The 18,602-nt window shown below is 57.0% G+C and carries 24 protein-coding genes and 1 other RNA gene; 22 read left to right on the top strand and 3 right to left on the bottom strand.

Annotated features, from left to right (window positions below; genetic code table 11):
- Nucleotides 1–70: 70 nt before the first annotated feature.
- Nucleotides 71–2,053, bottom strand: a complete 1,983-nt coding sequence (gene tkt / locus RMR21_RS11700; protein ID WP_498668182.1) for a transketolase — start codon at nucleotides 2,051–2,053, stop codon at nucleotides 71–73.
- A gap of 324 nt (nucleotides 2,054–2,377) precedes the next feature.
- On the opposite strand from tkt, the gene RMR21_RS11695 reads away from it, so the two are divergent.
- The 7 genes from RMR21_RS11695 (at nucleotide 2,378) to RMR21_RS11665 (ending at nucleotide 7,273) form a co-directional block, all read left to right on the top strand.
- Nucleotides 2,378–2,650, top strand: coding sequence for a DUF4164 domain-containing protein (locus RMR21_RS11695; protein WP_498668181.1), 273 nt, complete (start codon nucleotides 2,378–2,380; stop codon nucleotides 2,648–2,650).
- A gap of 14 nt (nucleotides 2,651–2,664) precedes the next feature.
- A complete protein-coding gene (locus RMR21_RS11690) occupies nucleotides 2,665–3,042 on the top strand; it encodes a cell division protein ZapA (protein WP_498668180.1) in 378 nt (125 codons plus the stop codon).
- 112 nt (nucleotides 3,043–3,154) lie between these two features.
- Nucleotides 3,155–3,313: non-coding RNA, 6S RNA (gene ssrS, locus RMR21_RS11685), on the top strand.
- A gap of 268 nt (nucleotides 3,314–3,581) precedes the next feature.
- Complete coding sequence (locus RMR21_RS11680; protein WP_498670149.1) at nucleotides 3,582–4,844, top strand: hemolysin family protein; 1,263 nt, start codon at nucleotides 3,582–3,584, stop codon at nucleotides 4,842–4,844.
- Complete coding sequence (locus RMR21_RS11675) at nucleotides 4,844–5,437, top strand: 5-formyltetrahydrofolate cyclo-ligase (RefSeq protein WP_498668179.1); 594 nt, start codon at nucleotides 4,844–4,846, stop codon at nucleotides 5,435–5,437. Before RMR21_RS11680 ends, RMR21_RS11675 begins: the two co-directional genes overlap by 1 nt.
- Nucleotides 5,434–6,258 carry a TIGR00282 family metallophosphoesterase gene (locus RMR21_RS11670; RefSeq protein ID WP_498668178.1) on the top strand — a complete coding sequence of 275 codons (825 nt, stop codon included), beginning with the start codon at nucleotides 5,434–5,436 and terminating at the stop codon, nucleotides 6,256–6,258. Before RMR21_RS11675 ends, RMR21_RS11670 begins: the two co-directional genes overlap by 4 nt.
- A gap of 163 nt (nucleotides 6,259–6,421) precedes the next feature.
- Nucleotides 6,422–7,273, top strand: coding sequence for an MBL fold metallo-hydrolase (locus RMR21_RS11665; RefSeq protein WP_498668177.1), 852 nt, complete (start codon nucleotides 6,422–6,424; stop codon nucleotides 7,271–7,273).
- A 22-nt stretch (nucleotides 7,274–7,295) separates the two neighbouring features.
- On the opposite strand, the gene RMR21_RS11660 is transcribed toward RMR21_RS11665, so the two are convergent.
- On the bottom strand, nucleotides 7,296–7,799 hold the full coding sequence (locus RMR21_RS11660; RefSeq protein WP_498668176.1) for a pyridoxamine 5'-phosphate oxidase family protein: 504 nt from the start codon (nucleotides 7,797–7,799) through the stop codon (nucleotides 7,296–7,298).
- 245 nt (nucleotides 7,800–8,044) lie between these two features.
- Between RMR21_RS11660 and RMR21_RS11655 the strand changes: the two genes are divergently transcribed.
- Together RMR21_RS11655 and RMR21_RS11650 are read left to right on the top strand one after the other, a co-directional pair.
- Nucleotides 8,045–8,791, top strand: a complete 747-nt coding sequence (locus RMR21_RS11655; protein WP_498668175.1) for a YebC/PmpR family DNA-binding transcriptional regulator — start codon at nucleotides 8,045–8,047, stop codon at nucleotides 8,789–8,791.
- 155 nt (nucleotides 8,792–8,946) lie between these two features.
- Nucleotides 8,947–9,642: a DUF3592 domain-containing protein gene (locus RMR21_RS11650; protein WP_498668174.1), complete on the top strand. Its 696-nt coding sequence runs from the start codon at nucleotides 8,947–8,949 to the stop codon at nucleotides 9,640–9,642.
- A gap of 27 nt (nucleotides 9,643–9,669) precedes the next feature.
- On the opposite strand, the gene RMR21_RS11645 is transcribed toward RMR21_RS11650, so the two are convergent.
- Entirely contained in the window at nucleotides 9,670–10,671 is a 1,002-nt protein-coding gene (locus tag RMR21_RS11645; RefSeq protein ID WP_498668173.1) for an LLM class flavin-dependent oxidoreductase, read from the bottom strand.
- Between the two features lie 233 nt (nucleotides 10,672–10,904).
- On the opposite strand from RMR21_RS11645, the gene ruvC reads away from it, so the two are divergent.
- The 13 genes from ruvC to tolR all read left to right on the top strand — a co-directional run bounded on the left by ruvC (nucleotide 10,905) and on the right by tolR (nucleotide 18,601).
- Nucleotides 10,905–11,417 (top strand): crossover junction endodeoxyribonuclease RuvC, encoded by a 513-nt coding sequence (gene ruvC / locus RMR21_RS11640; RefSeq protein WP_498668172.1) that lies wholly within the window; start codon nucleotides 10,905–10,907, stop codon nucleotides 11,415–11,417.
- 24 nt (nucleotides 11,418–11,441) lie between these two features.
- Complete coding sequence (ruvA, locus tag RMR21_RS11635) at nucleotides 11,442–12,059, top strand: Holliday junction branch migration protein RuvA (protein ID WP_498668171.1); 618 nt, start codon at nucleotides 11,442–11,444, stop codon at nucleotides 12,057–12,059.
- 108 nt (nucleotides 12,060–12,167) lie between these two features.
- A complete protein-coding gene (locus RMR21_RS11630) occupies nucleotides 12,168–12,413 on the top strand; it encodes an AbrB/MazE/SpoVT family DNA-binding domain-containing protein (protein ID WP_498668170.1) in 246 nt (81 codons plus the stop codon).
- On the top strand, nucleotides 12,410–12,814 hold the full coding sequence (locus RMR21_RS11625) for a type II toxin-antitoxin system VapC family toxin (RefSeq protein ID WP_498668169.1): 405 nt from the start codon (nucleotides 12,410–12,412) through the stop codon (nucleotides 12,812–12,814). Before RMR21_RS11630 ends, RMR21_RS11625 begins: the two co-directional genes overlap by 4 nt.
- Nucleotides 12,811–13,851, top strand: coding sequence for a Holliday junction branch migration DNA helicase RuvB (gene ruvB / locus RMR21_RS11620; protein ID WP_498668168.1), 1,041 nt, complete (start codon nucleotides 12,811–12,813; stop codon nucleotides 13,849–13,851). Before RMR21_RS11625 ends, ruvB begins: the two co-directional genes overlap by 4 nt.
- Nucleotides 13,852–13,853: 2 nt before the next feature.
- Entirely contained in the window at nucleotides 13,854–14,747 is an 894-nt protein-coding gene (locus tag RMR21_RS11615; RefSeq protein ID WP_498668167.1) for a metallophosphoesterase, read from the top strand.
- A 52-nt stretch (nucleotides 14,748–14,799) separates the two neighbouring features.
- Nucleotides 14,800–15,018, top strand: a complete 219-nt coding sequence (locus tag RMR21_RS11610) for a hypervirulence associated TUDOR domain-containing protein (protein ID WP_498668166.1) — start codon at nucleotides 14,800–14,802, stop codon at nucleotides 15,016–15,018.
- A 53-nt stretch (nucleotides 15,019–15,071) separates the two neighbouring features.
- Nucleotides 15,072–15,653, top strand: a complete 582-nt coding sequence (locus RMR21_RS11605) for a DinB family protein (protein WP_498668165.1) — start codon at nucleotides 15,072–15,074, stop codon at nucleotides 15,651–15,653.
- Nucleotides 15,646–16,158, top strand: coding sequence for an NUDIX hydrolase (locus tag RMR21_RS11600; protein WP_498668164.1), 513 nt, complete (start codon nucleotides 15,646–15,648; stop codon nucleotides 16,156–16,158). The genes RMR21_RS11605 and RMR21_RS11600 overlap by 8 nt, the downstream gene beginning before the upstream one ends.
- Nucleotides 16,155–16,697 (top strand): NUDIX hydrolase, encoded by a 543-nt coding sequence (locus tag RMR21_RS11595; protein WP_498668163.1) that lies wholly within the window; start codon nucleotides 16,155–16,157, stop codon nucleotides 16,695–16,697. Before RMR21_RS11600 ends, RMR21_RS11595 begins: the two co-directional genes overlap by 4 nt.
- The gene (gene ybgC / locus RMR21_RS11590; RefSeq protein WP_498668162.1) at nucleotides 16,690–17,130 is read left to right on the top strand and encodes a tol-pal system-associated acyl-CoA thioesterase; all 441 of its coding nucleotides are present in this window, start codon (nucleotides 16,690–16,692) and stop codon (nucleotides 17,128–17,130) included. The genes RMR21_RS11595 and ybgC overlap by 8 nt, the downstream gene beginning before the upstream one ends.
- 260 nt (nucleotides 17,131–17,390) lie before the next feature.
- Complete coding sequence (gene tolQ / locus RMR21_RS11585; RefSeq protein WP_498668161.1) at nucleotides 17,391–18,110, top strand: protein TolQ; 720 nt, start codon at nucleotides 17,391–17,393, stop codon at nucleotides 18,108–18,110.
- A 29-nt stretch (nucleotides 18,111–18,139) separates the two neighbouring features.
- Nucleotides 18,140–18,601, top strand: a complete 462-nt coding sequence (tolR, locus tag RMR21_RS11580; protein WP_498668160.1) for a protein TolR — start codon at nucleotides 18,140–18,142, stop codon at nucleotides 18,599–18,601.
- Nucleotide 18,602 lies beyond the last annotated feature (1 nt).

The raw sequence follows: 18,602 nt of genomic DNA, 5'->3' as shown, positions 1-18,602 counted from the left end.
TCGAATTCTGTTTGATATGCTTGGAGCGGCGACAAGACACGTCGCGCCGCTCCCGGTTCTCTTCAGGCGGTCAGCCGAGCTTTTCTTCTGCAGCAGCAACTACGGCTTCGGCCGTGATGCCAAACTGCTTGTAGAGATCCTTGGCCGGTGCGGATGCACCGAAGGAATTCATGCCAATGAAGGCACCATCGTTGCCGATGAAGTAATCCCAGCCCTGACGGATGGCCGCTTCGACACCGATTTTAACCGGCGAATTGCCGATGATCGCCTTGCGGTAGGTCTCCGGCTGCTCCTTGAAGAGTTCAAAGCACGGAACAGAAACGACGCGGGTCGAGATACCCTTGACCTTGAGGTCTGCGGCAGCCTTCAGCGCAATCTCGACTTCCGAACCCGAAGCAAAGATCGAGACTTTGGCGTCGCTTGCCGAAACCAGCTCGTAAGCGCCGTAGGCAACGAGGTTCTTTTCCTCATAATCCTTGCGGGCCGGCGCAAGGTTCTGGCGGGTCAACGCCAGGGCAGACGGGCGGTTCTTCTGATGAAGGGCAAACTGCCAGGCTTCAGCCGTTTCTGTTTCATCCGCAGGGCGGAAGACCAGAAGGTTTGGAATGGCGCGCAGGGCTGCGATCTGCTCGACCGGCTGGTGGGTCGGACCGTCTTCGCCAACGCCGATGGAGTCGTGCGTCAGAACATGAACGACGCGAATGCCCATGAGAGCGGCGAGGCGGATGGACGGACGGCAGTAGTCCGAGAAGATCATGAAACCGCCAGCATAGGGAATAAGACCGCCATGCAGCGCGATGCCGTTCATGGCTGCTGCCATGCCGTGTTCGCGAATGCCGTAGTGGAGATAACGGCCCGAGAAGTCGGTCGGTGTAATCGACTTCATCTGGCTCGTTTTGGTGTTGTTGGATGGCGTCAGATCGGCGGAACCGCCAATCGTTTCATTGAGAATACCGTTGATGACTTCGAGCGTGTCTTCGGATGCCTTGCGGGTCGCAACGGTCGGGTTGTTCGCAGCCACTTTTTTCTTGAAAGCGTCGATGGAGCTGTCGAAGTTGCCGGTCAGATCGCCCGCAAAGCGGCGCTTGAACTCAGCCTTCTTGTCGGTCTCTGTCGCTTCGAGGCGGGCTTCCCATTCCTGGCGCGTCTTGGTGGAACGCAGGCCAGCCAGACGCCAGGCGTCGAGGACGTCTTCTGGAATGACGAAGGGTTCGGCTTCCCAGTTCAGGCTCTTGCGGGCCGCGGCAATTTCTTCGGCCCCCAGCGGATTGCCGTGCACCTTGTGTGTGCCCTGCTTGTTCGGCGCGCCAAAACCGATGATGGTCTTGCAGGCGATGAAGGTCGGACGGTCGGACTGGTGAGCAGCCTCGATGGCGTTGGCGATTGCTTCGGGATCGTGACCGTCGATATCGATGGTGTTCCAGTGAACGGCCTTGAAGCGCGCGATTTGGTCGGTGCTGTCGGAAAGGCCGACTTCGCCATCGATGGTGATGTTGTTGTTATCCCAGAAGAGCACGAGCTTGTTGAGCTTCAAATGGCCAGCCAACGCAATCGCTTCGTGGCTGATGCCTTCCATCAGGCAACCGTCACCACACAGCGCATAGGTAAAGTGGCTCTGAAGATCGGAGCCGAACTCTTCTTCCAGCTTTCGCTCGGCAATGGCCATGCCGACGGCGTTGGCAATGCCCTGACCCAGCGGACCAGTGGTGGTTTCGATGCCGGTCGCGTGGTGATATTCCGGGTGACCTGCGGTCTTGGAGCCCAACTGACGGAAGCGCTTGATCTCGTCGATCGTCATGTCCTCATACCCCGTGAGGTAAAGGAGCGAGTAGAGCAGCATCGAGCCGTGACCGGCGGACAGCACGAAACGGTCGCGGTCTGGCCATTGCCATGCCTTGGGATCGAATTTCAGGTAGCGTGTGAAGAGGACCGTGGCCACATCTGCAGCGCCCAATGGCAGGCCTGGGTGGCCGGAATTGGCCTTCTCCACAGCGTCCATGGCAAGAAATCGGATTGCATTGGCCATCCGGTCGTGTTTGTCGCGAGAAATCATGGCTTTTCCGTCTGTTCCGGGTGAAAGGAGATAGCCATTATGACTATCCAAAAAGCGGGTTGATGCATAGCAGGTAGGGCGGTGCTGTCAATAAAACGAGGGGTGCTTGCGGTTCTATAGCCAACAAAAATCGTTCCCTATTCTGGCAATATTCGGGCCGCCGCCCACATTCGGCCCTTGCCGTGCTGCATTCATCCACAGCGCAAAGTGCTTGAATGTATTGGTTTGATTGACGTGGGCGTTAATCAGGTCATATCGTGCAAGCGCCCTGATTGACACCAAGAGACAACGATTCGGCTTGGCTCTGGCGGTTTGGAAGAAACGATGACGGCGGAAAAAACCATACAGATCGCGTTGACGGAGCTCAGCTCCGCCATGAATAGCCTTGAAAACGCGATCGACATGCGGATCGAGCGTCAGCGCGAAAGCGGTGAGGTCGAAAACGAGGTAAAGCGCGTGCATGTGGACCGCGCGCGGCTGGCGCAGGAGCTTGACCAGTCGCAATTTCGCGCCAACCGTTTGGAGGAAGTCAACCGTGAGGTTTCCCGCCGTTTGGTGACCGCAATGGAGACCATCCGCGCAGTGCTGGATCGATAAGGATTTAGGATATCATGGCTCAAGTCACAGTGATGATCGACGGCAAGGCATACCGCATGGCATGCGAGGCCGGGCAGGAAGCGCATCTGACCGATCTCGCCAGCCAGTTCGACCAGTATGTCGGTCATTTGAAAAGCCAGTTCGGCGAAATCGGTGATCTCAGGCTGACTGTCATGGCGGGTATCATGATTACAGACGAGATGTCGGACCTTTCGCGCAAGATCGAGGCGCTGGAGGCCAAGGTCGCGACCTTGCAGCAAAACCGCGATGGAATGGCGGAAAGCAAGGCCAAGACAGAAGAGATGCTGGTGGACGCTATCTCCGAATTGTCCACCCGCTTGAACGGCATTACCGAAAAGCTGGTGGCGCGTCCGAAGCCGGTCGTGAATTAGAGCGCTTCAAGGGTTTACTGCAAAGCCTGTTTTTTGAAGCGGCAAGCTATTTTCGGCGATATTGCAGTAGGTTGCCCCTTCCGCATTTCATCAAACCGCCCTATATAGAAGTTGCGTTCTGCGCTTCTCGACAGGAAACTCAATCCCTGGGGCCATACTCGATCCAAAGGGAGCTGTCCCTGGCCAGGCCCGTGGGCTTGGACATATGGCGCCCACCTACGTTTGTAGGCACCCAGGATCGTAAAACTCCATCGGTCGCCGCGGATCGCACTCTTTTGATTGATTGACCGAGCTTTGCTGCTCGTCCCTCCGCCGAGGAAATAGGCGTGCTGCGCACCTTAAACGTGTGGTTGCGTCGGCTGATGCACGGTCTAGCGACTGTATAATTTGTTTTTCATCTTCCGGTCATTGCATTGGCGGAACAATTCTTTATGCTCCGTGTTGGTATGTCCGCTCCCGCTTTCAACTCTAGCGATTGTGGTTGCAGCCGCGACACGCCGTTCAACAGCCCAAAAGAGCGAAACTTGTTTATTGAAATTATGACCGTGGTCCTGCTCACCGTACTGAACGGTGTGCTTGCCATGTCCGAGCTTGCCGTTGTCTCCTCAAGACCGGCGAGGCTTAAAGTGCTTGCCGCTCAAGGCAGCAGAGGCGCCGCAATGGCGCTTACTCTTTCCGAAGACCCAGGACGTTTTCTGTCCACCGTGCAGATCGGCATTACGCTTGTCGGCGTTCTCTCAGGTGCGTTTTCCGGTGCGACACTGGGTGCCCGCTTTACCGGGTGGCTTTTGGAACAGGGTGTGCCCGACCGCGCCGCCGACGCCATCGGTGTCGGTTCTGTGGTGCTTGCGATTACGTACCTCTCGTTGATCGTCGGCGAATTGGTGCCCAAGCAGATTGCCTTGCGTGACCCTGAGAAGGTTGCCGTGCGGGTATCGCCCGCCATGGTGATGCTGTCGAAGATCGGTGCGCCGGTTGTCTGGCTGCTGGATCGCTCCGGCAAACTGTTGCTCGCGATCCTCGGCCATAGCGGCGAGTCCAACGCGTCCGTTACCGACGATGAAATTCGCACCGTTTTGGCCGAGGCACACAGCGCCGGCGTGATCGAGACCGAAGAATCCGCCATGATCACCAGCGTCATGCGGCTTGCAGATCGCAATGCCCGTGGTCTTATGACGCCACGCCGCGACGTGGAAGTCGTGGATATCGAGGATTCGGCAGCGGAAATCCGTGAGCAATTGCGTGCCACGCAGCGCTCGCGTCTGCCCGTGCGCAATGGCGCCTCCGATGAAATTCTCGGCGTTCTCTTCGTCAAGGATGCGTTCGATGCGTTTGCTTTCGGCAAGGAACTCAATATTCGCGAATTGTTGCGCGAAGTCCCCGTCGTGTCGGACCTGACGAGTGCGGTCGATGTCATCCAATCGCTGCGCCGCTCGACGGTTCACATGGTTCTCGTTTACGACGAATACGGTCATTTCGAAGGCATCATCAGTTCCGGCGACGTTTTGGAGGCCATTACAGGTGCCTTCCAGGAAGACGACGGTGAAGAGCCAGCCATGGTGGAGCGCGAAGATGGCAGCTTCCTTGTGGCCGGCTGGATGCCCGCCGACGAGTTTGCCGATCGCATGGGTTTCCAGATTTCCGATGATGCCGAATTCGAAACGGTGGCCGGTCTGGTGCTGGACGAGTTCCGTCGTTTGCCGGAGCTGGGCGAACACATCACCCGCAACGGCTGGCGTTTCGAAGTCATCGACCTGGACGGTCACCGCATCGACAAGGTGCTGGTCAGCCGGGCAGCCTGATGACGTCGGGTCACCTCGATAAAGCACAGATCAGAATTGAGCGTCTCGCCCTGCGGGACGCTCTTTCCGTTGAGGACCGCCTCGACAAAAGTCTCAGCATCGCCGCCCATGGTGCAGCGGATCTGAAATTCGAGGCGGGGGCGACAATTTCCGGCTTTCTACCCATTCGCTCAGAGGCAGATTTGCGACCCTTGATGGATGGTTTGCGCGTGCGCGGCGCACGCCTCTGCCTGCCGGTCATTCTGGACCGCGAGACGATCGCGTTTCGAGAGTTTTCAAACGACACTCCGCTGGTCAGGACCGGCTTCGGCACGACCGGGCCGGACGAACGTTCGGAGGTGCTGGACCCCGATATTCTCCTGGTTCCTCTCGCCGCTTTCGATGCGGCGGGTCACAGAATCGGCTATGGCGCCGGACATTACGACCGCGCAATCGCAAAACTCCATGCAAAAGGACTTGCACCAACCCTTGTCGGCATTGCATTCGACTTCCAGGAAGTGCCATCAGTGCCCGCGCAAGCGCATGACGTGGCGCTGCATGCCGTTCTGACCGAGAGCGGCTTACGATATTTCAACGGCAGGACGACGGAATGAGATTACTGTTTCTCGGGGATATGGTTGGCAAGGCGGGCCGCACGGCGGTGTGGGAGCGTCTTCCGGGACTGATCTCCGATCTCAATCTGGATTTCGTCATCGTCAATGGCGAGAACGCCGCTGGTGGTTTCGGCATTACCGAGGAAATCTACCTTGAGACGATCAATGCCGGTGCCGATGTCGTGACGACCGGCAACCATGTCTGGGATCAGAAAGAGGCCGTCACGTTTTGCGAGCGGCACGACCAGTTCTTGCGGCCTGCCAATTATCCGAAGGGAACGCCGGGCAAGGGTTCGGGTCTGTTCTACGGCCGCAACGGCGCCCGCATTCTCGTCGCCAACATCATGGGTCGCGTCTTCATGCACCCGGAATTGGACGATCCATTTTCCTCGGCAGAAAGCATTCTGGGCGCCTGCCCGCTGGGTGAGCAGGCGGATGCCATCATCTTTGATTTCCACGCCGAGGCGACCAGCGAAAAGCAGTGCTTTGGCCATTTTGTCGACGGTCGCGCAAGCTTTGTCGTGGGCACCCATACCCACGTGCCAACGGCTGATGCGCAGATCTTGAACGGTGGCACGGCCTATATGTCGGATGCCGGCATGTGCGGCGATTACGATTCTTCCCTTGGTATGGAAAAGGAAGAACCGATCAACCGCTTCATCTCGAAAATGCCGAAAGGCCGGTTTGAAGCTGCCAGCGGACCTGCAACGATCTGCGGCGTGGGCGTCGAGATTTCCGACCGAACAGGTCTTGCCGAAAAGATAGCGCCTCTGCGGATCGGGCCGAGGCTTGCAGAGACGGTCCCGCCATTCTGGGTTTGATTGCGTTTGTGCGTAGAGGCGTTTGAAGTCTTGCAAAGAGCTCGGCCTTACTCGTCTTACCTCAAATGACGTGAATGTGAGCGTCCGGACCTGATCGACTCTTTACGATGCCGGCACCTTGCCGCATCGTGCTGACCATTCACCTTGTGAAGGGAGTGGCGTAATGCTTCGCATGCTGATGCTCGCATTGACCGGATTTCTGTTGGGTGCAGCCTCGACGCAGGCCCAGCAACAGCCAAGTCGCCCCTCCATCAATCGCCCGCCAATCAGTCAATGCCAAGCTATCGCGCAGTCAATGCCCGGGGCCACTTTTGCGCGCTTCAAACCTTCCGATGTGCAGCGCATCCAAGCCACCAAGGAAGAGGTGAAAATCCAGTATATTGGTCACTCGACCTTTCTGATCACCTCACCGGATGGTGTGACGATCGCGACGGATTATAACGGTGTCTATCTGCCACCTGTAACGCCCGATGTCGTGACGATGAACAACGCTCATTCAACGCACTATACGTTATATCCCGACCCCTCGATCAAAAACGTGCTGCATGGCTGGAGCGATGTGCCTGGCGAGAAGGCCGTCCATAAACTGCAGGTAGGGGATGTCTATATTCGCAATGTCACGTCCGATATTCGCAATCGCTGGGGTGGTGGCGGCTTGCTGCAAAAGGACGGGAATTCGATCTTTATCTTCGAGGTGGCGGGCCTTTGCATCGGCCATCTCGGTCATCTTCATTACGAGTTGACGGAGACCCAATATGCCGAGATCGGACGTCTCGATATCTTGATGGTGCCCGTTGACGGAGGGCTGACGATGGGAGCGGATAGCATGAGCCGTATCGTCAAACGGCTGCGATCTGCGCTGATCCTGCCCATGCACCAGCCGAGCGGTCTCGAGCAATTCCTGGTGACGTTCGGTCCCCAATTCAAGATCGCTTACGCCAGCGATCCTGTCATCAGCGTCTCCATGCGAAGTCTTCCCCGCCAGCCGCAAATTCTGGTGCCACAAGGCATGTGAATGAGCGGTGGCGGGGATAGTGTTATGCGAAGGTCAGATGCTGACGCACGCCGATATCCGGCATCTTGTCGTCGGACAGGTTCGCCTTGGCGATTTCCCAGCCGAATTTCAGCGTGCTGTCGGTGGATGCCCAGATTTCAGCATCGTCTACGTGCAAAGCAAGCATCGTCAGATCAGGGTCACTCTTGCCGTGTTCATACCATGCGGCGGTGACGGAATTCCAGTATTCGTCGAGCTTCGTCTTGTCCTCGCGCACTTCCAGCATGCCAGACAGGCACGCATGGTAATCGTGGTCCTTACCGATGACGCAGAAATGGGCGCGGGCACCGGATTTCAGCGTCTGGACGAGATCTGCGCTTTTCTTGGTGAAAAACCAGATGGTGTTGGTCTTGGGATCAGCGTGGGGCGCCATTGGCTGCATGTGGTTGTGAAAGCCTTCAAGGCCCAGCATCCCGGCATGCACGGAATTGATTTCGTCCCAAAGCTGACGGGCAGGGGCTTCGCGTGCTTCACTCAGACTGACCATTGATGTGTCTCCTTCACGTTTCTCATTATCGGTCACGATAGCTAAGCAAGGCTGCCCGCTTCGTCCTGGTAACCAAACGAAGAGAGTACATTTCAGTTCCCTTAGATGTGGCCCCTCAGCCCTGACAACCGCTTGCGGCTCCACGTCTCATGTGTTGCGAGAAGAGTGGGCATCTGGGCTTGAACAGCCGGGCCATCGCACTTATAAGCACCGCAATCCAAACAAACGATCCGATCAGGGGTGCCATGGCCGGCCATTCACAGTTCAAGAACATCATGCATCGCAAGGGAAAACAGGATTCGATCCGTTCGAAGATGTTCTCCAAACTTGCGCGTGAAATCACCGTTGCTGCGAAGTCCGGTCTGCCGGATGTCAGCATGAATGCGGCTTTGCGTCTGGCTGTCCAGAACGCCAAGGCGCAGTCCATGCCCAAGGACAATATCGACCGCGCTATCAAGAAGGCATCCGGTGCGGATGCAGAAAACTACGATTATGTGCGTTACGAAGGTTATGGTCCAGGCGGCACGGCGGTCATCGTCGAAGCGCTGACGGACAATCGCAACCGCACGGCGTCAAACGTCCGCTCGATCTTCACCAAGGCTGGTGGTGCGCTGGGTGAAACCGGTTCGGTGTCCTTCTCCTTCGACCGCGTTGGCGAAATCACCTACAAGGCCTCTGTCGGCGATGCCGATACCGTCATGGAAGCGGCGATCGAAGCTGGTGCCGACGACGTCGAAAGCAGCGAAGACGGCCACACGATCATCTGCGGTTTCGAAGCGATGAACGAGGTGTCCAAGGCTCTCGAAGCGGTTCTCGGGGAAGCTGACAGCGTCAAATCCATCTGGAAGCCACAGAACACGGTACCCGTGGATGAGGAAAAAGCGCAGTCGCTGATGAAGCTGATCGACAACCTGGAAGACGACGACGACGTTCAGAGCGTCTATTCGAACTTCGAAGTATCGGAAGAGATCATGGCCAGGCTTTCGGCCTGATGTGTCTCACTCCTATTGTTTTGAAGCCCCTCGGCAGCAATGCCGGGGGGCATTTCTTTATGGTGCCCTCGTCATACGATAAATATAATTTCCACCCTTGGTTTAATTTTTCTTTTGTCTTACCCTTCAAACGCATGCGGAAAGGGAGGCGGAGCGTGAACAAGATTATCAAGCTGTTTGGATGGAGCTTTCTCGTTTTTGGGCTCGTCTTTGCCGCAATCGGCGTCGGCATGTTGCATGAGGACAGACAGTTTGCGGCAAGGGCCTTGCGGGCCGAAGGCGTCGTCTCAGACCTCGTTCGCAAGAGAGACGAAACCGGCTACACCGCCATCGTTCGCTTTACCGATGCCAAAGGCCAGCCGCAGGAAATGGCAGACCGCGTGATATCTTCTCCGCCGCGTTTCTCGCGGGGGGAAGCGGTCACTATTCTCTACGACCCGCTATCGCCATCCGGCGCCATCATCAACGATATGATGGGCCGCTACTTTCTGCCCGGCATGTTTGGCGGTTTTGGGCTCCTGTTCTCCCTCATTGGCGGCGGCACGCTTTTTGTGATTCTGCTGAAGAAACGTCGCACTGCCTGGCTGCTGCGCTTCGGCCAGCCGGTGGAGGCGGAGTTCCTGCATGTTTTCCGTGATGAAAGGGTGGTCGTTAACGGTGCCAATCCGTTCCGGGTCGTCACGCAGGGAACCGACCCGAAGACCGGTCGTACGAGGCGTTATGAAAGTGGAGCTATCTGGGTAGACCCCACCGCTGAGTTGGAGGGACGAAAACTCCGTGTCTTGACCGATCCAAAAAATTCCGAGCGATACATCGTCGATTTGAGCGATGTCGTGGGCGACCCCTTATGAAAGAAGGATCGCCCTGACGACTGGCGATCAGGCAGCTTGTCTCAACTCGCTGCGGACGTCGGCGAACACCTCGACGGAGCGAAGCCGTTTCTGAATATCGTGAACGGGCATGGAGACGATCAGTTCGTCTGCACCAGTGGCGGACAGGAACTCACCGAGTTTGTGTTCGACCGTCGCATGGGAGCCGACAACCGCGTATCTCAGCGTATGATCGACCGTGATGCGCTCCATGTCGCTCCAATAGTCATCCATGCTTTCGACCGGCCGTGGAAACTGGCTTCGGATATTCTTTCGCAGGTTGACGAATTGCTGTTGCGCTGAAGTGAACAGGTGCTCTGCTTCAGCGTCCGTGTCAGCGCCCACGCCCATCACGCCAACCATTACATAGGGTTTTTTCAGCGTTGCCGACGGCTGGAAGCGCTCACGGTAAATGGCGATGGCGTCCATCAGCATATCGGGCGCAAAATGCGACGCGAAGGAATAGGGCAGACCGAGCATCGCTGCCAGATGCGCGCTGTAGGTACTGGAACCCAACAGCCAGATCGGCACATTGGAGTTCATTCCGGGTACAGACAGGATCATCTGGTCTGGCTGCGGTGCACCCAGATATTGTTGCAGTTCGATAATATCATGCGGGAAGTTTTCAGCACCGGCATCGAGATTGCGTCTCAACGCGCGCGCCGTGCGCATGTCTGTGCCGGGTGCGCGACCGAGACCGAGATCGACGCGGCCTGGCAGCAAGGCATCCAGCGTGCCGAATTGTTCAGCGATAACGAGCGGCGAATGGTTGGGAAGCATGACGCCGCCGGAGCCGACTCGGATGCGCGATGTCGCGGCGCCGACATGGGCGATGACGATGGCAGTGGCGGCGCTGGCGATGCCAGGCATGCCGTGGTGTTCGGCCAGCCAGATGCGCTCGTAACCTTGTTCTTCGGCCTTAATGGCCATGCGGCGCGAATTCTCAAGCGCCTTGCTCGCGTTCTCGCCTTCACCGATGGGCGACAGATCGAGAATGGAAAAGGGAATCATAGGACGCTCCTGATGCGTTTCGTGTTGTGAAAGATGTAAGTTTTGTGGCCAAATTTGCCAGTGCAATCGCGCCGAATTGAACGATGGATCAAAAAAAACTGGTGCAGATATGCGGCGGTGGATAGAGCCCGTCTTGATCAGTCTACCCGAGAGCGTTCGCATGACCTTTTGCAATGTTGTCGTTTTGTTCACTTATCGCTGGCAGGTTTTGCGCCTGAACGGTAGGGTGCCACATGACAAATGCGATTCGAATTATCGGGATTGACCCAGGGCTTCGGCGAATGGGCTGGGGCATCATAGAAACGCTGGGCAACAGCCTGCGTTTTGTGGCCTCCGGGACAGTCACGTCCGATGGCGATATGGACTTGGCGTCGCGCCTGTGCCAGTTGCATGATGGCCTGTCCGAAATCGTCCATTCCCACCAACCGCACGAGGCGGCGGTGGAACAGACCTTCGTCAACAAGGATGCTGTGGCAACGCTGAAGCTTGGTCAGGCACGCGGTATCGCGATGCTGGTTCCGGCACGCGCGGGTCTTCCGGTAGCGGAATATGCACCGAATGCCGTCAAGAAAGCCGTGATCGGTGTCGGGCATGGTGAAAAGCAGCAGATTCACATGATGTTGAAAATTTTGATGCCGAAGGCGGAGTTCAAGGGTAATGACGCGGCTGATGCGCTTGCCATCGCCATTTGCCACGCACACAACAGAGCAGGCGAGCGCATGCGCCGCGTGCTGGCCGCAAGCTGATTTCCTCTTTTCACAGGCATTCCCATGATTGGAAAACTCAAAGGCACGATCGATGAAATCGGCGATGACCATGTGGTCGTCGATGTTCACGGTGTCTGTTACGTGGCCTACTGTTCGGCGCGCACCCTGTCGCGCCTGGGTTCCGCAGGCGAGGCCGTGGTCCTCTTCATCGAGACCTATGTGCGCGAAGACCAGTTGCGGCTGTTCGGGTTCCTGACCGCGCTGGAGCGGGAGTGGTTCAACCTGTTGCAGAGCGTTCAGGGTGTCGGTGCCAAGGTCGCGTTAGCCGTCCTGTCGACGCTCACGCCATCCGAGCTTGCCAACGCGATTGCCCTTCAAGACAAGGTCGTCGTGTCGCGTGCGCCCGGCGTCGGGCCGAAAGTTGCCGTGCGTATCGTTACAGAGCTTCGCAACAAGGCTCCTGCCTTTGCCGGGGAGGCATCGTCCTCCATCGGCTTCAAGCAGGAACTGGGCGAAGGGGTCGCATCCGCGCCGGTGGCGGATGCCGTCTCCGCACTTACCAATCTCGGCTATTCCCGCGATCAGGCCGCCAACGCGGTTGCTGCGGCGCTGAAGAACGGTGGGGAGGGTGGAGATAGTGCGAAACTCATCCGGTTGGGATTGAGGGAGCTTTCGCGGTAATGTCAGATTGATGTTCTGTTGGAGAAATGATAAAATTTCCTACAATTGCGATTTTCTCGGAGGATTTTTGATTTGGGGTGGGAATTAACGCTTTCGTCCAAAGGGCAAGTGACTCTTCCGAAAGAGATGCGTGAGGCTTTGAACCTTCGCCCCGGAGACCAGATCGTCTACTCGATCATCGATGGCGAAGTGGTGCTGACACCCAAAAATGTCGATTTCAACGATCTGGCAGGTGTGCTGGGTACGCCTCCAAGGGGACGCGCCACATTGGAAGAGATCGATGAGGTCGTGCTGAAAACCGCTGGCGGTAATGTTGTCGACACCGACGACGAGAGCGCGGAAGCTGCCGCATGAATATGTTTGGTCTTGATACGAATGTTGTGCTGAGACTTTTCGTAAAGGATGACCCGAGGCAACATCAGGCAGCATTGCGTTTTGGTGCTGAAATCGGGAAAAGCCACACTGTTTTCGTCACGCTCATTACGCTGATAGAGCTCGATTGGGCGCTGCGATCCCAATATGGATACGATCGAAAGCAGGTCACGGTCGCCTTACAAAAGCTGTTGCACACCCGGGGGCTTTTTGTCGAAGGTCACGACCTTGTGGTCAAGGCATTGCGCTTGGTCGAAAAGAACAATGCGGACTTTACCGACGCGTTGATTGCGTGTCGGTCCGCGAGCGAAGAGTGCAGGGTGACATATACGTTCGACCAGAAAGCGGCGCGTAAAATACCCGGAATGGAACTTTTGGCATGAGCGATGCGGCACGGCTGATTTCTTCGGAAAAGCGCGGCGAAGATATCGATACGACGCTGCGCCCGCAGACGCTGGATGATTTTACCGGCCAGGCGGAGGCGCGGGCTAACCTCAAGATTTTTATCGAAGCGGCGAAGAACCGTGGCGAGGCTCTGGACCATGTGCTGTTCGTCGGGCCGCCGGGGCTGGGCAAGACGACGCTGGCGCAGATCATGGCCAAGGAGCTGGGGGTGAACTTCAAGTCCACCTCGGGACCCGTGATCGCAAAAGCGGGTGATCTGGCGGCGTTGCTGACCAATCTGGAAGAACGGGACGTTCTGTTCATCGACGAAATCCACCGGTTGAGCCCTGCCGTGGAAGAAATCCTCTATCCGGCGATGGAGGATTTTCAGCTCGATCTCATCATCGGTGAGGGACCGGCTGCGCGGTCCGTGAAAATCGATCTGTCGAAATTCACACTGGTTGCGGCCACCACCCGGCTCGGGCTTTTGACCAACCCGTTGCGAGATCGCTTCGGTATTCCCGTTCGCCTGTCTTTCTATACGGTGGAAGAACTTGAACTGATCGTCCGGCGTGGTGCGCGCATCATGGGATTGCCGATGACGGAAGAGGGTGCTCGAGAAATCGCGCGTCGTTCGCGTGGCACGCCACGCATCGCCGGGCGGCTGTTGCGCCGTGTGCGTGACTTTGCCGAGGTGGCGCGGGCAGAATCCGTGACGCGACAGATTGCCGACGAGGCGCTGACGCGGCTGCTCGTGGACAATATGGGTCTTGACCAGTTGGACATGCGTTATCTGACGATGATCGCCGTAAACTTCGGCGGTGGTCCCGTTGGCATCGAAACGATCGCAGCTGGCTTGTCTGAGCCACGCGATGCCATCGAGGACATTATCGAGCCCTATATGATCCAGCAGGGTTTCATTCAGCGCACGCCGCGCGGACGTATTTTGACCGCAACGGCGTGGAAACATCTGGGCCTGCAGCCGCCGAAAGATATCGAAGCGGCGCAGTTTCGTTTGACGCTCGAGGACGACTGATCGTGATTACCCGTCGCGCATTGCTCAAGACGGCTGCCACCATGGCGGCGGGTCTGGTTTCTCTTGGCGCCTATGCGGGTGGCATCGAGCCTTTGGCGCGGCTATCGACCACGCGATATCGCATCAACCCGCCTGGCTGGCCCAAGGGGCAAAGGCTGCGGATCGTGGCGCTCGCGGATTTTCACGCCTGCGAGCCATGGATGCCCGCTGAGCGCATTGCCAAGATTTGCGATTACGCCAACACACTGGGTGGCGATGTCATGCTGTTGCTGGGCGATTATATGTCCGGCATGAAACTGGTGACAGGTGTCGTTCCACCGGAAGACTGGGCAAAGGCTCTTTCGGGATTAAAAGCGCCGCAGGGTGTGCATGCCGTGTGCGGCAACCATGACTGGTGGCAGGACCTTGAAGCGCAGAGACTGCGGCTGAAGGAAACGGTCGCGCATAAGGCGCTGCGATCGGTCGGCATTCAGACCTATTCGAACCGTGCTGTCCGTTGCGGTTCCGACACTCAACCGTTCTGGATTGCGGGGATCGAGGACCAATGGGCCTATTTGACCGGACGCCGCACGACGGGTCTGGACGATCTTCCCGGCACGCTTGCACAGGTCACGGATGACGCTCCCGTCATTCTTCTTGCGCACGAGCCTGACATTTTCGTTTCGGTCCCGGATCGTGTTTCGTTGACGTTGTCTGGCCATACCCATGGCGGACAGGTCAATCTGTTCGGGTGGCGTCCAGCTGTGCCGTCGCGCTTTGGCGAGCGTTTCGTCTATGGTCACGTTGTCGAGGATGACAGGCACCTCGTCGTCTCCGGCGGGCTTGGATGCTCCATCGCACCCGTTCGATTCATGTCGCCGCCAGAGGTCGTGGTGATCGATCTGGGCGAGGCATAAGGAACCATCCCGCACTTTGTGCCATTCACCGTTTTTTGGCGAGGAGCGCGTTATGACGAAATTCCGCAGAGGTACGAAAGTCCAGTGGAAATGGGGTTCGGGTAAAGGAGAAGGCAAAGTCGCCGAGAGCTTTACCGAAGACGTCGAGCGGAAGATCGAAGGCTCGGTCATCAAGCGCAAGGCAAGTGCGGATGAACCCGCCTACCTGATTGAGCAGGAAGATGGCGGGAAGGTCCTGAAAAGCCATTCGGAACTGGAAAAGATGGATTGATCCGTCACGGGTGACGGGTGCTCCTGATTGTTTTGCAGGTTGAGGAAAGTACTGTGGCCTATGATCCCGCGCGCGCATTCAAGAAGTTGGCGCGTAACAATCGTCTGGCCAATCTGAGGCTTCATGAGGCATGTCTTCAGCTGTCTCTTGATGACTTCGTGGCGCCGCGCACCAGCTTTTTTCCGACGATCTGCGCGACTTTGAACCACATCTATCTGGTCGATCTGTTTTACACCGACGCTTTGAGAGGCGGCGCGCTGGGATATGCGGCATTTGCTGATGACGAACCTTACACCGACATGATTGCCTTGCATAACGCCCAGTCGCAGCTTGACGAGGGATTGATTGCCTTTGTTGACAGGCTCCAGGCCGTCGATCTGGCAGCGACCGTTGACGTTCATCGCGCAGGCAGGATTCAACATGACCGTTGCGACGATATTTTGAGCCATCTTTTCCAGCACCAGACTCATCACCGCGGGCAGGTGCACGCAATGCTGTCCGGAACATCTGTCAAACCACCGCAACTTGACGAGTTTATTGTGAGCGACGACGCAGGGGTTCGCAAAGCCGAACTGGACGCGCTAGGTTGGTCTGAACGTGACCTCTTGTTCCCGGAAGAAAAAACGCATGACTGAAGATCTTCGCATCCGCATCAAATTCAAGCTGAAACGCATTTTTCAGATGCGGGTAGCGGGCATCGCTTTTCGGGATGGCCATGTGCTGGTGCACCGGGCGACGCACGAGAAATTCTGGAGTTTTCCCGGTGGCCGGGCGGAAATGGGCGAGCAATCGCAGGAAACGCTGGCGCGTGAGATGGTGGAAGAGCTTGGTGTCGAGGCCAAGGTCGGGCAGCTGCTTTGGGTTGCGGAGAATTTTTTCCATTATGAGGGCAAGGACTGGCACGAGCTTGGTTTCTATTATCTGATGGAATTGCCCGAGACGTTTCCTTTCCACGACGAAAACATTGTCCACCGCATCCAGGATGGCAAGCACCCGCTGGAATTCCGCTGGGTAAGAGCAACAACCGAAGCCTTGACGCAGCTGGATATTCCGCCCTATTTCATTGCCGGTGAGATCGAAAACCTTCCTGCCTCTACCCGGCATGTCGTCTGGGATGACGGCAATCTGGACGACAAATGAGCGATGTCATATCTTCACGGCACATGATCAGACTGGATCACAAGCCGCAGCTTTTCAGCTTTCGTGTGGCTGGCCTGGTGTTTCAAAACGGCCATCTTCTGGTCAATCGCAGTACGACGGACCGTTATTGGGCGCTTCCCGGTGGTCGCGTCGAGATAGGCGAAAGCTCTGAAGAAACCATCCTGCGCGAGATCAAGGAAGAGCTGCACGTAACAGCGCGGATCGAACGCCTTCTGTGGTCAGCCGAGAGCTTCTTTCCCTACGGCGAATATGACGCACATGAGTTGGCATTCTATTATCTGATCCATCTCGAACAGGCTTTTCCCTTTCATGAAACCGACATTGTCCATCGCGTCGTGGATGGCGTGGAAATCGAGTTTCGATGGTTGCCAGCAACGGCTTCGGCGTTGAAGGCGAACGATCTGAGACCCGCCTTCATTGCACAACGGATCGAGACATTGCCACACCGGCATGAACATCTGATCGTGCGTGAGGGAAAAACGCCAGACACACTGCAATCGGGACCTGCATATGACTGACCTTACCGTACCCCTATCGGGTGAGCTGATCGAACACGGCCACCGGCTGACGCAGCGCGTCTATTATGAGGACACGGATTTTTCCGGCCTCGTGTATCACGCGCGCTATCTGCATTTTCTGGAGCGTGGCCGTACCGATTATCTGCGCTGCCTTGGCTGCGAGCAAAGCACGCTTCTGACTGCCGATGACGAAGGGCTGGTTTTCGTCGTTCACCGCATGGAAATCGACTTCAAGTCGCCCGCGCGCATGGACGATGTGCTTGTCATCACCACGCTGACCGAAAAGGCGGGCGGGGCGAAAATGGTTCTCAATCAGGAAATACGACGCGGCGAAACGCTACTCATTGCCGCAAAAGTGATTATTGCCGTGATCAATTCGAAGGGAAGACCGCGTCGTCTGCCGGACGCGATTGCAGAGAAGTTTCTGAAGTAAGAGCTGAGAAATACGCGGCGGCTGTTAGACGTGCCTATTTCGTAACACTCTCTTAACCATAGTGTAGTCTACCTTAACCATTCGGTATTTGTGCGCCACACGCCTTCCTTTTACCAAATTTACGGTCAAGGAAGGCTAAATGGTAATATCGGGGCACGGCTCAAGGGTTTTTCGGCAATCGCCGCAGGACTTCAAACGTTGATGCGCGTTTAGATCGCCCGGTCATGCACCGGGCGTTTGGATTCGGGGATTGGATTTTTATGGAACAGGCAGGTTTGGCCGCGGCAACGCACGACGTAAGTCTTTGGGCTCTGTTCATGCAAGCTGGCCTCATCGTCAAGCTGGTTATGATCGGTCTTCTGGCCGCATCAGTTTGGACGTGGGCTATCGTCATCGACAAATATGTGTCCTTCGGCAAGGCAAGGCGCCAGTTCGATCAGTTCGAACAGGTTTTCTGGTCTGGCCAGTCGCTTGAAGAGCTGTACCGGACGCTGGCCGAACGCCAGAATACGGGTCTTGCGGCCATCTTCGTGGCGGCGATGCGCGAATGGAAAAAGTCATTCGAGCGTGGTGCGCGGTCTCCTATCGGTCTTCAGATGCGTATCGATCGGGCGATGGACGTGACCATGGCGCGTGAAGGCGAGACCTTCGAGGCGCGTCTCGGGTCGCTGGCAACGATTGGTTCGGCAGGCCCCTTCATCGGTCTGTTCGGGACTGTTATCGGTATCATGACGTCGTTCCAGGCGATTGCGGGTTCCAAGTCCACCAACCTTGCGGTCGTGGCACCTGGTATCGCGGAAGCGCTTCTGGCAACGGCCATCGGTCTTGTCGCCGCTATTCCGGCCGTTATCGCATACAACAAATTCACAGGCGATGCAGGCAAGCTCTCGGCGCGCATGGAAGGTTTTGCGGATGAGTTTTCCGCTATCCTTTCGCGCCAGATCGATGAGAAGCTGCAGACACGCCAGGCCGCGCAGTAAACGCGCTTCCGAGCGAGTGGAGTAAAACGATGGGAATGTCAGCAGGCGGTGGCGGCGGTGGATCCGGCGGACGCCGTGGTCGAGGCCGGGGTCGCCGCAAGGGTGGCGCGATCAGCGAAATCAACGTGACGCCACTTGTGGACGTCATGCTGGTGCTGCTCATCATCTTCATGGTGGCCGCACCGATGATGACGGTCGGCGTGCCTATCGATCTGCCGCAGACATCAGCCAATGCGCTGAACTCGGACACGCAGCCGATTACCATTTCGGTCAATGCAGAGGGTGTGATCCATTTGCAGGAAACCCCGATCGAGGCGGCGGAAGTTGCCGACAAGCTGCAAGCGATTGCGACCACCGGCTACAATGAGCGCATTTTCGTGCGTGCCGACTCGGTTGCGGCCTATGGCATTGTGGCCGATGTCATGGCGCGTATTCAGGCTGCGGGTTTCAAGAATATCGGCCTCGTAACGCAGCAGAAACAGGGTAATTGAT

Origin of the sequence: Agrobacterium sp. rho-8.1 (genome assembly GCF_033957725.1) — a bacterium.
Classification (GTDB): Bacteria; Pseudomonadota; Alphaproteobacteria; order Rhizobiales; family Rhizobiaceae; genus Agrobacterium.
This window is presented reverse-complemented; position numbering and strand designations above follow the sequence as displayed.

Excerpts from the sequence above, each read along its gene's own strand:
- tkt (WP_498668182.1), bottom strand. The coding sequence starts at position 2,053 with ATGATTTCTCGCGACAAACACGACCGGATGGCCAATGCAATCCGATTT.
- RMR21_RS11695 (WP_498668181.1), top strand. The coding sequence starts at position 2,378 with ATGACGGCGGAAAAAACCATACAGATCGCGTTGACGGAGCTCAGCTCC.
- RMR21_RS11690 (WP_498668180.1), top strand. The coding sequence starts at position 2,665 with ATGGCTCAAGTCACAGTGATGATCGACGGCAAGGCATACCGCATGGCA.
- RMR21_RS11680 (WP_498670149.1), top strand. The coding sequence starts at position 3,582 with ATGACCGTGGTCCTGCTCACCGTACTGAACGGTGTGCTTGCCATGTCC.
- RMR21_RS11675 (WP_498668179.1), top strand. The coding sequence starts at position 4,844 with ATGACGTCGGGTCACCTCGATAAAGCACAGATCAGAATTGAGCGTCTC.
- RMR21_RS11670 (WP_498668178.1), top strand. The coding sequence starts at position 5,434 with ATGAGATTACTGTTTCTCGGGGATATGGTTGGCAAGGCGGGCCGCACG.
- RMR21_RS11665 (WP_498668177.1), top strand. The coding sequence starts at position 6,422 with ATGCTTCGCATGCTGATGCTCGCATTGACCGGATTTCTGTTGGGTGCA.
- RMR21_RS11660 (WP_498668176.1), bottom strand. The coding sequence starts at position 7,799 with ATGGTCAGTCTGAGTGAAGCACGCGAAGCCCCTGCCCGTCAGCTTTGG.
- RMR21_RS11655 (WP_498668175.1), top strand. The coding sequence starts at position 8,045 with ATGGCCGGCCATTCACAGTTCAAGAACATCATGCATCGCAAGGGAAAA.
- RMR21_RS11645 (WP_498668173.1), bottom strand. The coding sequence starts at position 10,671 with ATGATTCCCTTTTCCATTCTCGATCTGTCGCCCATCGGTGAAGGCGAG.
- ruvC (WP_498668172.1), top strand. The coding sequence starts at position 10,905 with ATGACAAATGCGATTCGAATTATCGGGATTGACCCAGGGCTTCGGCGA.
- ruvA (WP_498668171.1), top strand. The coding sequence starts at position 11,442 with ATGATTGGAAAACTCAAAGGCACGATCGATGAAATCGGCGATGACCAT.
- RMR21_RS11625 (WP_498668169.1), top strand. The coding sequence starts at position 12,410 with ATGAATATGTTTGGTCTTGATACGAATGTTGTGCTGAGACTTTTCGTA.
- ruvB (WP_498668168.1), top strand. The coding sequence starts at position 12,811 with ATGAGCGATGCGGCACGGCTGATTTCTTCGGAAAAGCGCGGCGAAGAT.
- RMR21_RS11610 (WP_498668166.1), top strand. The coding sequence starts at position 14,800 with ATGACGAAATTCCGCAGAGGTACGAAAGTCCAGTGGAAATGGGGTTCG.
- RMR21_RS11600 (WP_498668164.1), top strand. The coding sequence starts at position 15,646 with ATGACTGAAGATCTTCGCATCCGCATCAAATTCAAGCTGAAACGCATT.
- RMR21_RS11595 (WP_498668163.1), top strand. The coding sequence starts at position 16,155 with ATGAGCGATGTCATATCTTCACGGCACATGATCAGACTGGATCACAAG.
- ybgC (WP_498668162.1), top strand. The coding sequence starts at position 16,690 with ATGACTGACCTTACCGTACCCCTATCGGGTGAGCTGATCGAACACGGC.
- tolQ (WP_498668161.1), top strand. The coding sequence starts at position 17,391 with ATGGAACAGGCAGGTTTGGCCGCGGCAACGCACGACGTAAGTCTTTGG.
- tolR (WP_498668160.1), top strand. The coding sequence starts at position 18,140 with ATGGGAATGTCAGCAGGCGGTGGCGGCGGTGGATCCGGCGGACGCCGT.